Genomic DNA, 14,222 nt, shown 5'->3' on the forward strand with positions numbered 1-14,222 from the left:
TAATTGAAATTGTTAAAAATTCAGGGAGGGAAAGAAATGAAATCATACTTAGCAAAACCAAATGAAGTTCAAAAAAAATGGTATGTAGTAGACGTAGAAGGAATGCCATTAGGAAGAGCAGCTAGCCAAATAGCTTCAATATTAAGAGGAAAAAATAAACCAGAATTTACACCACATGTTGATACAGGAGATTACGTTGTAGTAATAAACGCAGAGAAAATTGTTTTAACAGGAAAGAAATTAGATCAAAAAATGTTAAGACATCACTCTTTATATCCAGGTGGATTAAAAGAAACTCCATATAGAGAAGCATTAGCTAAGAAACCAGAATTCGTATTTGAAGAAGCAGTAAGAAGAATGCTTCCAAGTGGAGTTCTAGGAAGAAAAATGCTTAAAAAATTAACTGTATACAGAGGAGCTGAGCACAAAAACCACGCTCAAAATCCAGAAGTATTAGAGTTAGTAAGAAAATAGTAGAGTGATCGGAAGGAGGAGTTAAAATGGCAAAGGTTCAATATTTTGGAACAGGAAGAAGAAAAAAATCAGTTGCAAGAGTAAGACTTGTACCAGGAGAAGGTAAAGTTATAATAAACAACAGAGATAGCGAAGTTTACTTTGGATTAGAAACTTTAAGAGTTATAGTTAATCAACCATTAGTATTAACTGGAACTAAAGAAAAATTCGACGTTTTAGTTAACGTTCACGGTGGTGGATACACTGGTCAAGCAGGAGCTATCAGACACGGAATATCAAGAGCTTTATTAAAAGCTGATGAAAACTTAAGACCAGAACTTAAAAAAGCTGGATTCTTAACAAGAGACCCAAGAATGAAAGAAAGAAAGAAATACGGTCTTAAAAAAGCAAGAAGAGCTTCTCAGTTCTCAAAAAGATAGTATTTCAACCAAAGTATTTACAAATACCGATATTGGAATACATACAGATGCATATGTCATTTACGACATATGCATCTTTTTTTATAAAAAAGTATAATTAAAGAACTTAAAAGCACTAGTAAAAAATGTTCAAATGGAAAAACATAAGGTGATATGAAATGTTATTAAATTATTGTAGATAGATACTTTAGAATGTAGTTACAATTTAATCCACAGAATGGCTAAAGTATAAGCTTGATAAATTATATATGAAATGCACAAGTAAAAAGGTTTAGAATATAAAGTTAAACTAAAATCATATATTCCAAATCTAGAGTAATATGCAGTCCCCCTAAAATTTAAGAACTAATATTAATTTAATGTATAAAAAAAATAATATAAAGCAACATAAATATATCGTAATATTAAAAGATGGGTTATGTTATTTTTATGTTAAGTTTAGTTAATATATATTAACATAATAAGTATTATATTGTATTATTTATAGGGAATTTATACAAACACATAATACATTGGAGGTATTTTATGGATGCATTCACCACTATAATTAGTTTGTTTGGAGGCTTAGGTTTATTTCTATATGGAATGACCATGATGGGAGATGGACTTGAAAACGTAGCTGGAGATAAACTAAAGAGTATATTTGACAAAATAACATCTAACCCACTTAAGGGCGTTATAACTGGAGCGTTAGTAACAGCAATAATACAAAGTAGTAGTGCAACAACAGTTATGGTAGTTGGTTTTGTTAATGCAGGACTTATGAATTTATATCAAGCCGCAGCAGTTATAATGGGTGCCAATATAGGTACAACAATAACAGCACAACTTATAGCTTTTAAAATGGACTTTTTATCACCACTATGCTTAGCAATTGGAGCAATGATAGTATTATTTTCTAAAAACAAAAAAACTAAGCAAGCAGGAAGCATAGTATTAGGTTTTGGTATATTATTTTTAGGATTGGACTTAATGAAAGATGCAATGTCTCCATTAGCTGATTCGCCAATATTTACAGAGTTAATTTTAAAATTACAAGGTAAATTATTATTAGGTATTTTACTTGGTGCAGTAATGACAGCCGTAATACAAAGTTCATCGGCATCAACAGGAATATTAGTTGCATTAGCAGCAACAGGTGCATTACCTTTAAATGTTGCTATACCAATATTATTAGGTAGCAATATAGGTACATGTGTAACAGCGCTTATATCAAGCATAGGAACATCTAAAACTGCTAAAAAGGCAGCATTAATACATTTACTATTTAATGTGATAGGTACAATTATTTTTATAGGATTTACAGGTCCATTAGCATCAATTGTACAAGATATAACACCAGGTAATGATGCAGAATCTATTAAGAGACAAATAGCCAACGCACATACTATATTTAATGTATTAAATACATTTATTTTAATTTGGTTCATAAAACCATTAGTAGCATTAGTTAATAAATTAATACCTGGAGAAGATGAAAAAGAAGCAATGGGTGTTAAATACATAGATGAAAGATTATTAGAAACGCCAGTAATAGCGTTAGGTCAAACAACAAATGAACTTGTTAGAATGGCTAATAAAGCAAAAGAAAATGTAGAAATTGCTATGGATGCATTTATAAAAAATGATGAAGCAAAACTTAAAAAAGTATATGAAAATGAAAAACTTATAAATATATTAGAACATGATATAACTAAATACTTAGTAAAAATATCAAATACGGAAATTGGGGAAGAGCAAAAGAGTGTAGTTGCAGCAATGTTCCATGTTGTAAATGATATTGAACGTATTGGAGACCATGCTGAAAACATTGCAGATTTAGCTAGTGAAAAAATGGCTAAAAATGTTGACTTCTCAGATGATGGAGTAAAAGAGCTAAGAGGAATGTTTGATTACACAATGCATTCATTAGAAATTAGTATAGAATGTTTTAGAGAATATGATAAAGAAAAAGCAGCAGAAGTTCGTAGAATTGAAGATAGAATAGATAGTTTAGAAAAAGAACTTAGATCTTCACATATAAAGAGACTTAACACAGGAGTATGTAATGCAACTGTAGGTACTATATTCTTAGATGTAGTAAATAACTTTGAAAGAATAGGAGACCATGCTGTAAATATAGCAGAGATAATAACAGAAGCTCAATATAATTAGTATAGAAGGTGATACATTTTGTATCACCTTATTTTTTTAGTAATTTTTATAATAAATAATTAATATCTATGGTTAAGGGATAGAAAATTAAAATTAAATTTTAAATCCTATATATAAAATATATTGGGGGGATTAAACTTGAAAAAACAAAACAATCTTTTAACCATAGCATTAGCGACAATACTTATATGTTTTGCAGCAATACTCACTATTAACTTAAATTCATCAAAATTGACTATGGCATCAAATGATGAGGGTGGAGAGTCTAATACTAAAATAATATTAATAGATCCAGGACATGGAGGAATTGATGGAGGGGCCAGTGCAGCGGATGGAACAGTAGAAAAGAATATCAATTTAAATATTGCACTTGAATTAGCAAAATTATTAAAAGAAAATGGATTTAAAGTATTTTTAACAAGAGATGAAGATAGAGGACTTTATTCTGATAGTGGATCTGTAAAAGAAAAGAAAATACAAGATTTAAATGAACGTTGCAAATTAAAAAAAGATACAAATTGTGATTTATTTATAAGTATACACTTAAATAAATTTAGTGATGCTAGTTGTAAAGGCGCACAAGTTTGGTATTCCAAAAATAGTGAAAGTGAAGAAATAGCTAATATAATACAAAGTAATTTGGTAGCAGACTTGGATAGCAGCAATCATAGAAAACCTAAATTTGCAAAAGATATGTATAAAGTTCTAAGAACTAACGATGATATGCCAGGGGTAATAGTTGAATGTGGATTTTTGTCTAATAATCAAGATTTATCCAATTTGAAAAATGAAAGTTATCAAAAAAAAGTTGCAGACTCATTAAACAAATCTATAAAAAATTACTTTGAAGGGCACTAAAAATGTAAAAAAAAGTCATAAAAAAGGGTAAATATTAAGAAAAGTCAAAATAATTTAAATAAAACTCAAAATTCGACTACAAAATCTATGAAAGCTTAAGAGAATATTCAGTAAAAAGAATTAAAACTTGCTAAAGTTAAAAAATGGGTCAATTTTTTTTACAATTTTAAATAAATTTGTTATTGAATTGGACCTATCCATGTGTTATTATAACACTGTAAATGGATTGGTCCATTAATCCATTAAGCCTAGAGGAGGTATGTAAAAATATGAATATAACGATAGATAGAAAATGTGGTATACCTCTATATATTCAGGTGAAAAAGCAGATAATGGACTTGATTAAAGAAGGTAATCTCAAGGTAGGAACTAAAATGCCAACAGAAAGAGAACTTTCTCAAGAGCTAAATATAAGTAGAAATACTATAAGTACTGCTTATAATCAACTTGAAAATGTAGGAGTATTAAAGTCCATTCAAGGAAAAGGGACTTTTGTAGCAGAAGAAGTTACTTCATGGAAAGATCAAGAAGTAAAAAATAAACTTAAGAAATTTGTTGACTTAGCACTTGAAGAAGCTTTAGAAATTGGTGTTGAGGCTGAAGACTTTTTAGAGATAGTAATAGAAAGAGTTCAAGAAAAAAAAGAATTCATGTCAAAGATTACTGGAGCTTTTGTTGAATGTAATATAGAACAAGCCAAAATGTTTAGTAAGGAACTAACAAACAATAGTAATATGAATATAGTTCCATTAACAGTTTCTGATGTAGAAGAAATGAATGAAGAAACACTTAAAGTTATAGACAAAAGCGAAGTTATAATATCAGCCTTCAATCATGTAAATGAAGTTAAGAATGCAATGAAAGTTAGAGAAATAGAAAAAGAAGTATTTGGTGTTGCAACTAATCCTAAACTAGAATCAATAGTTAAAATAGCAAGACATCCATACGAGACAAGCTTTGCATTTATATGTATATCAGAGGAAATGATATTTAAAATGAAATCAGCACTAAGTGATGCTGGGCTAGGTGATTTAAAAGTAGATTATTTTAATGAACCAGATAGTGAGAAACTTAGCCAAATAGTATCAAAATATAATGTTCTAATTGTTACACCTGGAAGAAAAAAAGATGTTGAAAAGGTAAATAGTCAGAACAAAGAAATAATTGAGTTTTCTTATAAATTAGATGAAAGTTCCGTAAAGGCGCTTAAGTCAAAATTTATTGAAATAAAATATAAGCAAAATAAGTAATTAATATTTTAGGGAGGCTTTTAAAATGGAGAAAAAGACTTTAGTTCTTGGAGTTATAGGAGCAGATTGCCACGCTGTTGGTAATAAAATCTTAGACTATGCTTTAACAGAAGCGGGATTTAATGTTATAAACATAGGAGTTTTATCACCACAAGAAGATTTTATAAATGCTGCTGTAGAAACTAATGCAGACGTTATCATAGTATCTTCACTATATGGTCATGGTGAAATTGACTGTAGAGGATTAAGAGAAAAATGTGATGAAGCAGGATTAAAAGACGTACTACTTTATGTAGGTGGAAATATAGTTGTTGGAAAGCAAAACTGGGAAGATGTTTATAGTAGATTCCAAGCAATGGGATTTGATAGAATTTATCCACCAGGAACAAGCCTTGAAACAACAATTCATGATTTAAAAGAAGATTTAAAACTAGATTAGTAAAGTGGAGTGATTAAAGTGGATGCATACTTACTTTTGGACTTTGGTAGCACTTATACAAAACTAACAGCTGTAGATATTGAAAATGAAGAAATACTAGCAGCAGCAAAAGACATAACAACAATAGAAGATGACATAATGACAGGCTTCAATAATGCTTATGTAGAGCTAGAAAAACAGCTTGATGGCAAGGATGTAAACTTTGTCAAAAAGATTGCTTGTTCTTCAGCAGCAGGTGGTTTAAAGATGGTTGCTTTGGGACTAGTTCCAGAGTTAACAGCAGAAGCAGCAAAGAGAGCAGCATTAGGAGCAGGCGCAAGAGTGTTAAAGGTTTACAGTTATGATATAAATAATGAAGAAGCAGAGGAAATAAAAAATTCTGATGCAGACATAATACTTTTAGCAGGTGGAACTAATGGTGGAAATAAAGAATGCATACTAAGCAATGCAAGAATGATTGTAGAACATAAGATTAATATTCCAATAGTAGTTGCAGGTAATAAAAGTGCAAATGATGAAATCAGAAAGTTATTTGAAGAGGCAGGTTTATACTTTAGCGTAACAGAAAATGTTATGCCAGCATTAAATACTCTAAATGTTGAACCAGCTCGTGAAGAAATAAGAAAAGTATTCATGGAAAAGATAACTGATGCTAAAGGACTTTCAAATGCTGAAAACTTTGTAAATGGAATATTGATGCCAACTCCAGCAGCAGTACTTAAAGCAGCAAGAGTGTTAAGCGAAGGCAGTGATGAGGAAGAAGGAATTGGAGATTTAATAGTTGTTGATATTGGCGGAGCTACAACAGATGTTCACTCAATAGCAGATGGAGAACCAACTAAGGCTGGTGTAAACATGAGAGGTCTTGAAGAACCTTTTGCTAAGAGAACAGTTGAAGGAGACTTAGGAATGAGATATTCCGCGGTTTCACTTTGGGAAGCTTGTGGCACAAGAAAATTAAGACACTATTTAAATGATGAAGATAGAAAAATAAACATAGAAGAATGTTGTCAATATAGATACTCACATATAAAAATGGTACCGGAAACTGAGGAAGAAATAAAATTTGATGAAGCTATGGCAAAAGTAGCAACAGAACTATCATTGGAAAGACATGCAGGACATATAGAAAATGTCTACACACCTATGGGAGTTGTATTCAACCAAATAGGAAAAGATTTAATGAAAGTTAAGTATATGATAGGAACTGGTGGAGTTTTAGTTCATAGTAAAAACCCAGGTGCAATATTGAATGCAGGAACGTTCAGTAAGGATGATCCTACATCATTAAGACCTGAAAATCCAAATTGCTTATTGGATAAAAGCTATATATTATCAGCAATGGGGTTATTAGCACAAGATCATCCAGATAAAGCAGTAAGAATTATGAAAAAATACTTAGTAAATGTGTAATTATCAGGAGGTAATTTAAAGTGGAACTGAAAAATAAAAGATTGACTGAAGAAGAATTTTTCAAAATTAGAGAAGAAGTTTTAGGACAATGGCCTACAGGAAAAGAAGTAGATTTACAAGACGGTATAGATTATAACAAAAAAATTCCAGATCACAAAAACTTTGCAAAAAAACTTGTAAAAGCTAAAGAATCAGGAATAACATTAGCACAACCAAGAGCAGGTGTTGCTTTAATAGATAAACACATAGAATTATTACAATTTCTTCAAGATGTAGGTGGAGCAGATTTACTACCATCAACAATTGATAGTTATACTAGACAAAACAGATATGATGAGTGTGAAGTTGGTATAAAAGAAAGTATAAAAGCTGGAAGATCACTACTAAACGGATTCCCAGGGGTTAACCACGGAATAAAAGGATGTAGAGAAGTATTTGAATCTGTTAATTTACCAATAGAATCAAGACACGGAACTCCAGATGGAAGATTACTTGCTGAAATTACACATGCATCAGGATGGACATCAAACGAAGGTGGTGGTATATCTTACAATATACCATACGCAAAAAGTGTTACATTAGAAAAAACAATAACAGATTGGCAATACTGTGATAGATTAGTTGGATTCTATGAAGAAAACGGAATATCTATAAACAGAGAACCATATGGTCCATTAACTGGAACATTAGTACCACCAAGTATGTCAAACGTAGTAGCTATAATAGAAGCATTACTTGCAGCTGAGCAAGGAGTTAAAAATATAACTGTAGGATACGGACAATGCGGAAACATGGTTCAAGACGTTGCAGCTATAAGATCATTAGAAGAACAATGTAATGAATACTTAAGAGCTAACGGATACAATGATGTTTATGTAACAACTGTATTCCACCAATGGATGGGAGGATTCCCAGCTGACGAAGCTAAAGCTTATGGAGTTATATCTACAGGATCAGCAGCAGCAGCATTAGCAGGAGCTACAAAAGTTATAGTAAAAACTACACACGAAGCAATAGGTATACCAACAAAAGAAGCAAATGCTCAAGGTATAAAAACAACTAAAATGACTTTAAACCTATTAGAAGGTCAAAGAATGCCAATGTCTAAAGAATTAGCTGAAGAAATACAAATAATAAAAGCTGAAACTAAATGTATGTTAGACAAAGTATATGAAGTTGGTAACGGAGATTTAGCAGTAGGAACTGTTAAAGCATTCGAAATGGGAATACTTGATATACCATTCGCACCAAGTAAATACAATGCTGGTAAAATGATGCCTGCAAGAGATAACAATGGTGCAGTTAGATACTTAAAATTAGGAAACATTCCATTCACTAATGATTTAGTAGAGTACAACTACAAAAAACTTCAAGAAAGAGCTAAATTTGAAGGAAGAGAAATCGGATTCCAAATGACAGTTGATGATATATTCGCAGTTGGAAAAGGTAAATTAGTAGGAAGACCAGAATAATATAAAATTTAAATATATATTAAGTAGTATAAAATAAAGCAAAATAAATAAAAAAGCAAAAAAATCAAGATTAATTAATTTGTTAGTAGTATTAAAATAAAAATATAAGCAAACTTAAAGAAAGCAAGGTGTTTTTAATTATGAAAATTATTGACGTAGTATGTTCAGCTGGAAGAACAGGTTTTTACTTTGATGACCAAAGAGCTATTAAAAAAGGTGCAGGACACGATGGATTTACTTATGTAGGAGATCCAGTAACAGATGGATTTACTTCTGTAAGACAAGCAGGAGAATCTATATCAGTAATGTTAGTTTTAGAGGATGGTCAAGTAGCTTGTGGAGATTGTGCTGCAGTTCAATATTCAGGAGCAGGTGGAAGAGATCCATTATTCTTAGCTAAAGACTTTATACCAGTTATAGAAAAAGAAATCGCTCCAAAATTAATAGGAAGAGAATTAACTAACTTCAAAGAGTTAGCTGAAGAATTCGATCATATGACAGTTAACGGAAAAAGATTACATACTGCTATAAGATACGGAGTAACTCAAGCAATACTTGATGGTGTAGCTAAAGCTAAAAAATTAACTATGGCAGAAGTTGTAAGAGATGAATACAACACTGGAGTAGAAATAAAAAGAATTCCTATATTCACTCAATCAGGTGATGATAGATATGACAACTCTGACAAAATGATAATCAAAGGTGCAGACGTAATGCCTCACGCTCTAATCAACCACGTTGAAGATAAATTAGGAGCAAAAGGTGAAAAATTACTTGCATATGTTAAATGGTTAAGCGACAGAGTATTAAAATTAAGAACATCTGAAGACTATAACCCAGTATTCCATATCGACGTTTATGGAACAATTGGAGTAGCTTTCAACTATGATACAAAAGCTATGGCTGACTACATTGCAACTTTAGAAGAAGCTGCAAAACCTTTCAAATTAAGAATTGAAGGACCAATGGATGTTGAACATAGAGAAAGACAAATGGAAGCTTTAAGAGATTTAACAGCTGAACTTGATAACAGAGGAATCAAAGTAGAACTAGTTGCAGATGAATGGTGTAATACTTTTGATGATGTTAAATTCTTTGCTGATAACAAATCAGGACATATGTTACAAATAAAAACTCCAGACCTTGGTGGAGTAAACAACATCATTGATTCTATACTATACTGCAAAAAAATGGGTGTAGGTGCATACTGTGGAGGAACTTGTAACGAAACAAACAGATCTGCAGAAATATGTACTAACATAGCAATCGCTTGTGGAGCAGACCAATGTCTTGCAAAACCAGGAATGGGTGTTGACGAAGGATACATGATCGTTAACAACGAAATGAACAGAGTAATTGCATTAGTTAATAGAAGAAATAAATAATATAAAATATATTCAAGGTAAAAGGCGGTTTATACAAACTGCCTTTTCGCCTATGAAAATTGAGAAAAATATATAATTTATATAACAAGCTGCCAATTTGGGAGGAATTTTTTATGAAAGAAATCAATGTATCAGAAATAGTAAAAAGTGTTAAAGAATCTTGTATAAATGCTAACTATTACTTAGGTGAAGATGTAAAAAATGCATTAATACAATCAAGAGATAATGAAGATTGGGATATTGCAAAAGGAATATTAGATAAAATAATAACTAATGTTGATATAGCAAAAAATGAAAAAATGCCAATGTGCCAAGATACAGGAATGGCATGTGTATTTGTAGAACTTGGACAAGAAGTTCACATTGTAGGCGGAAGCTTAGAAGATGCTATAAATGAAGGTGTTAGACAAGGATATACTGAAGGATATTTAAGAAAATCAGTTGTTAAAGATCCACTAGATAGAGTTAACACTAAAGATAATACACCAGCAGTAATATATTACAATATAGTACCTGGAGATAAATTAAAGATAACTGTAGCACCAAAAGGATTTGGATCAGAAAACATGAGCCAAATAAAAATGTTAAAACCATCTGATGGATTACAAGGTGTTAAGGATTTCATAATTAAAGTTGTTAAAGAAGCAGGTCCAAACCCATGTCCACCAATCGTTGTTGGAGTTGGAATCGGTGGAACTTTTGATAGATCTGCAAACTTAGCTAAAAAAGCATTAATAAGACCATTTGATGAAAGAAATTCAAATCCTTTCTATGCAGAGCTTGAAAATGAATTATTAGAAACAATAAACAGTTTAGGAATTGGACCACAAGGATTTGGTGGAAAAACTACTGCACTTGCTGTAAACATTGAAACATATGCAACACACATAGCAGGACTTCCAGTTGCTGTTAATATAAACTGTCATGCTACAAGACATGCTGAAGTAGAGCTTTAATAGGGGGTATTAGTAATGGAAAAAAGAATAACTATGCCATTAACTGAAGAAAAAGTTAAAGATTTAAAAGCAGGAGATAGTGTATTACTTTCAGGAGTAATCTACACAGGAAGAGATGCTGCACATAAAAGATTTGTTGAACTTTTAGAAAAAGGCGAAAAATTACCTATAGATGTTAAAGATAGTTTAATTTATTATGTTGGACCTACACCAGCAAAACCAGGAATGGCTATAGGATCAGCTGGTCCAACAACAAGTTATAGAATGGATGCTTACACACCAGCACTTTTAGATCAAGGATTAAAAGGAATGGTAGGAAAAGGATTACGTTCAAAAGAAGTTATAGAATCAATGAAAAAAAATAAAGCTGTATATTTTGCAGCAATAGGTGGAGCTGCAGCTCTTATGGCTAAATGTGTAAAAAAAGCTGAAATAGTAACTTACGAAGATTTAGGTGCAGAAGCAGTTAGAAGACTAGAAGTTGAAGATTTACCACTAGTAGTTGTTATAGATAGTGAAGGAAATAATCTTTACGAAATGGGAAAAGAGGCATACTTAAATAGCCGTAAATAATTTGAGGTGAATATTATGGAAATAAAAAAAGTTGCAAAAGCAGGTACTTTAGAATCTAATGATATATATATAATGCTTATGCCAAAAGATGGCGAAGGTATAGAATTAGAACTTGAAAGTATAGTAATGAAACAATTTGGTGATCAAATAGAAAAAACTATTTTAGAAACTTTAAAAGAGCTAGGAGTAACTAGTGTATTAGTGAAAGCACAAGACAAAGGTGCATTAGATTATACTATAAAAGCTAGAGTAGAAACAGCTGTAAAAAGAGCTCAATAATAGAGGTGAATAAAATGAAAAAATTAAGAAGAACTATGCTTTTTATGCCTGGAAATAACCCAGGAATGCTTCAAACAGCAGGAATTTTAGGAGCAGACTCAATAATATTAGATTTAGAGGACGCTGTTTCACTAACTGAAAAAGATAGTGCTAGAATACTAGTAAGAGAAGCAATTAAAAATGTAAGTTATGACAATGTTGAAGTAGTTGTTAGAATTAACCCACTTACAACAGAGTTTTCAAATGAAGATATAGATGTTATAGCAAGAGTAAAACCAGATACAATAATGGTTCCAAAAGCTACAGAAGAAGAATTAGAAGAAGTAGATAGAAGACTTACTAAAATTGAAGAAGAAGAAGGATTTGAAGTAGGATCTATAAAATTATTCCCAATAGCAGAAAGTGCTTATGGTGTTGAAAACATATATTCAATAATAAAATCATCAAAAAGAGTTGTTGGAGTTCTTTTAGGTGGAGAAGATTACACTTCAGATATGGGAATAAAAAGAACAAAAGTTGGAGAAGAAATATTCTATGCTAGAAACAGAGTTGCAATAGCTTGTAAGGCAGCTGGTGTTGATGCAATAGATACTCCATTTACTGACACAAATGATTTAGAAGGATTAATAGTTGATACTAACAAAGCTAAATCATTAGGAATGACAGGTAAAGCATCTATAAACCCAAGACAAATAGATGGAATTCATTCAGTATATGCTCCAACTGCAGCTGAAATAAGACATGCAGAGAGAGTTTTAGAAGCTATGGAAGAAGCTTATAGCGAAGGAAAAGGAGTTTTCTCACTAGACGGAAAAATGGTAGATGCTCCAGTTATAAACAGAGCTAAAACAACAGTAGAATTAGCTAAAATGTTAGGATTGCTTTAAGGCATATTTGATAAGTAAAATTAAAGGTAATTTATTGAGGTGATATCATGAAAAACGTATTAGGACGTGAACTTCCAAGCTTCATAGAAGGATATGGAGAGGTTGTGCCTTTTGAAGGAGTATTTGCTAGAGCTGGAGAAAAGAAAAAAGCTGTAGTTAATGTAAAATCAGTAACTCCAATGGATAAAAAATTAGTAGATAATATAGAAGAAGCTTTAGATAAAGTAGATTTAAAAGATGGAATGACAATATCATTCCACCACCACTTAAGAAATGGTGACTATGTTTTAAACATGGTAGTAGAATCTATAGCTAAAAGAGGAATAAAAGATATAAGAATAGCAGCAAGTTCTATATTCCCAGTACATGCACCACTTGTAGAATACATTGAAAGTGGAGTTGTAACTAGAATATGTGCAAACTATATATCAGGACCAGTAGCTAAAGCTATATCAGAAGGAAAACTACAAAACCCTGCTGTTATGCATACACATGGTGGAAGAGCTAGAGCTATAGAAAGTGGAGATTTACACATAGATGTAGCATTTATAGCAGCACCAGCTTGTGATATGTATGGAAACATAAATGGATTATACGGAAAATCAGCTTGTGGAGCATTAGGATATGCTGTAAGTGATGCAGAATGTGCAGATAAAGTTGTTGCTATAACAGACAACTTAGTTGCTTATCCAAACTGTCCAATAGAAATAGCTCAAATCTACGTTGACTATGTAGTAAAAGTAGATTCAATAGGAGATCCAGCAGGAATAGTTTCAGGAACAACTCAAATAACTAAAGATCCAGTTGGATTAAAAATTGCTAAAATGGCATTAGATTCTATGATAGCATCTGGTCTTGTAAAAGAGGGAATGAGCTTCCAAACAGGTGCAGGTGGAATATCTCTAGCTGTTGCAGCAGAACTTAGAGAATATATGAAAAAAGAAAACATAAAAGGAAGCTTTGCATCAGGTGGAATAACTGGATACATAGTTGATATGTACAGAGAAGGATTATTCAAAAATTTATTTGATGTTCAATGCTTTGACTTAAAAGCAGTAGAATCTTACAGATCATCTCATGAACATATGAGAATGTCTGCATCAATGTATGGTAACCCAGACAATAAAGGTTCTGTTGTAAATAACTTAGATATAGTTATATTAGGAGCTACAGAAATAGATACAAACTTTAATGTTAACGTAACTACTGCTTCTGATGGAACTATAATGGGTGGTTCTGGTGGACACAGTGATACAGCAGCAGGTGCTAAACTTACAATAATAGTTACTAAACTTGTAAAAGCAAGATTACCTATTATAAAAGATAAATTAACAACAATTACTACTCCAGGAGATAGTATTGATGTTATAGTAACTGAAAACGGAATAGCTGTTAATCCAAAGAGAACAGACTTAATAGAAGCATTAGGAAAAACTAACCTACCTGTAATGACTATAGAAGAATTAAAAGCTGTAGCAGAGAAAATGACTGGTACACCAAAAGCAATCGAATTATCTGATGAGGTTGTAGCTGTAGTTGAATACAGAGATGGATCAGTAATTGACGTTATTAAAAAACCACTTTAATAAAGTTAAAGATACAGTTAGTTTATAAATTGAAACTGTCTAAATTTAGAATAATATTCTATACTTTAGACAGTTTC

The 14,222-nt window shown here is 31.5% G+C and carries 14 protein-coding genes; all 14 read left to right on the forward strand.

The annotated features are described in order from the left end of the window. The first annotated feature begins 36 nt into the window (after positions 1-36). The 14 genes from rplM (at position 37) to citF (ending at position 14,145) form a co-directional block, all read left to right on the forward strand. Positions 37-474, forward strand: coding sequence for a 50S ribosomal protein L13 (rplM, locus tag BN346_RS07465; RefSeq protein ID WP_040327555.1), 438 nt, complete (start codon positions 37-39; stop codon positions 472-474). A 26-nt stretch (positions 475-500) separates the two neighbouring features. Next, a complete protein-coding gene (gene rpsI / locus BN346_RS07470; protein ID WP_040327556.1) occupies positions 501-893 on the forward strand; it encodes a 30S ribosomal protein S9 in 393 nt (130 codons plus the stop codon). 525 nt (positions 894-1,418) lie between these two features. Further along, on the forward strand, positions 1,419-3,047 hold the full coding sequence (locus BN346_RS07475; protein WP_040327557.1) for a Na/Pi cotransporter family protein: 1,629 nt from the start codon (positions 1,419-1,421) through the stop codon (positions 3,045-3,047). A gap of 138 nt (positions 3,048-3,185) precedes the next feature. Beyond that, positions 3,186-3,905: an N-acetylmuramoyl-L-alanine amidase CwlD gene (cwlD, locus tag BN346_RS07480; protein ID WP_040327559.1), complete on the forward strand. Its 720-nt coding sequence runs from the start codon at positions 3,186-3,188 to the stop codon at positions 3,903-3,905. A gap of 269 nt (positions 3,906-4,174) precedes the next feature. After that, positions 4,175-5,155 carry a GntR family transcriptional regulator gene (locus BN346_RS07485; RefSeq protein ID WP_040327560.1) on the forward strand — a complete coding sequence of 327 codons (981 nt, stop codon included), beginning with the start codon at positions 4,175-4,177 and terminating at the stop codon, positions 5,153-5,155. Between the two features lie 25 nt (positions 5,156-5,180). Then, positions 5,181-5,594, forward strand: coding sequence for a methylaspartate mutase subunit S (gene glmS / locus BN346_RS07490; protein WP_040327561.1), 414 nt, complete (start codon positions 5,181-5,183; stop codon positions 5,592-5,594). 18 nt (positions 5,595-5,612) lie between these two features. After that, complete coding sequence (gene glmL / locus BN346_RS07495; RefSeq protein WP_040327563.1) at positions 5,613-7,007, forward strand: methylaspartate mutase accessory protein GlmL; 1,395 nt, start codon at positions 5,613-5,615, stop codon at positions 7,005-7,007. 20 nt (positions 7,008-7,027) lie between these two features. Continuing rightward, positions 7,028-8,479 (forward strand): methylaspartate mutase subunit E, encoded by a 1,452-nt coding sequence (locus BN346_RS07500; RefSeq protein ID WP_040327565.1) that lies wholly within the window; start codon positions 7,028-7,030, stop codon positions 8,477-8,479. A 140-nt stretch (positions 8,480-8,619) separates the two neighbouring features. Further along, complete coding sequence (locus BN346_RS07505; protein WP_040327566.1) at positions 8,620-9,864, forward strand: methylaspartate ammonia-lyase; 1,245 nt, start codon at positions 8,620-8,622, stop codon at positions 9,862-9,864. A 113-nt stretch (positions 9,865-9,977) separates the two neighbouring features. After that, positions 9,978-10,820 carry a fumarate hydratase gene (locus tag BN346_RS07510; RefSeq protein WP_040327568.1) on the forward strand — a complete coding sequence of 281 codons (843 nt, stop codon included), beginning with the start codon at positions 9,978-9,980 and terminating at the stop codon, positions 10,818-10,820. A 15-nt stretch (positions 10,821-10,835) separates the two neighbouring features. Continuing rightward, positions 10,836-11,393, forward strand: a complete 558-nt coding sequence (locus BN346_RS07515; RefSeq protein WP_040327569.1) for a Fe-S-containing hydro-lyase — start codon at positions 10,836-10,838, stop codon at positions 11,391-11,393. Positions 11,394-11,408: 15 nt separating this feature from the next. Further along, on the forward strand, positions 11,409-11,672 hold the full coding sequence (gene citD / locus BN346_RS07520; RefSeq protein ID WP_040327571.1) for a citrate lyase acyl carrier protein: 264 nt from the start codon (positions 11,409-11,411) through the stop codon (positions 11,670-11,672). Between the two features lie 14 nt (positions 11,673-11,686). Continuing rightward, positions 11,687-12,559, forward strand: coding sequence for an HpcH/HpaI aldolase/citrate lyase family protein (locus BN346_RS07525; protein WP_040327573.1), 873 nt, complete (start codon positions 11,687-11,689; stop codon positions 12,557-12,559). A 47-nt stretch (positions 12,560-12,606) separates the two neighbouring features. Next, on the forward strand, positions 12,607-14,145 hold the full coding sequence (gene citF, locus BN346_RS07530) for a citrate lyase subunit alpha (RefSeq protein WP_040327574.1): 1,539 nt from the start codon (positions 12,607-12,609) through the stop codon (positions 14,143-14,145). Positions 14,146-14,222: the final 77 nt, after the last annotated feature.

Origin of the sequence: Clostridium ihumii AP5 (assembly GCF_000612845.1) — a bacterium.
Lineage (GTDB): Bacteria > Bacillota > Clostridia > Clostridiales > Clostridiaceae > Clostridium_J > Clostridium_J ihumii.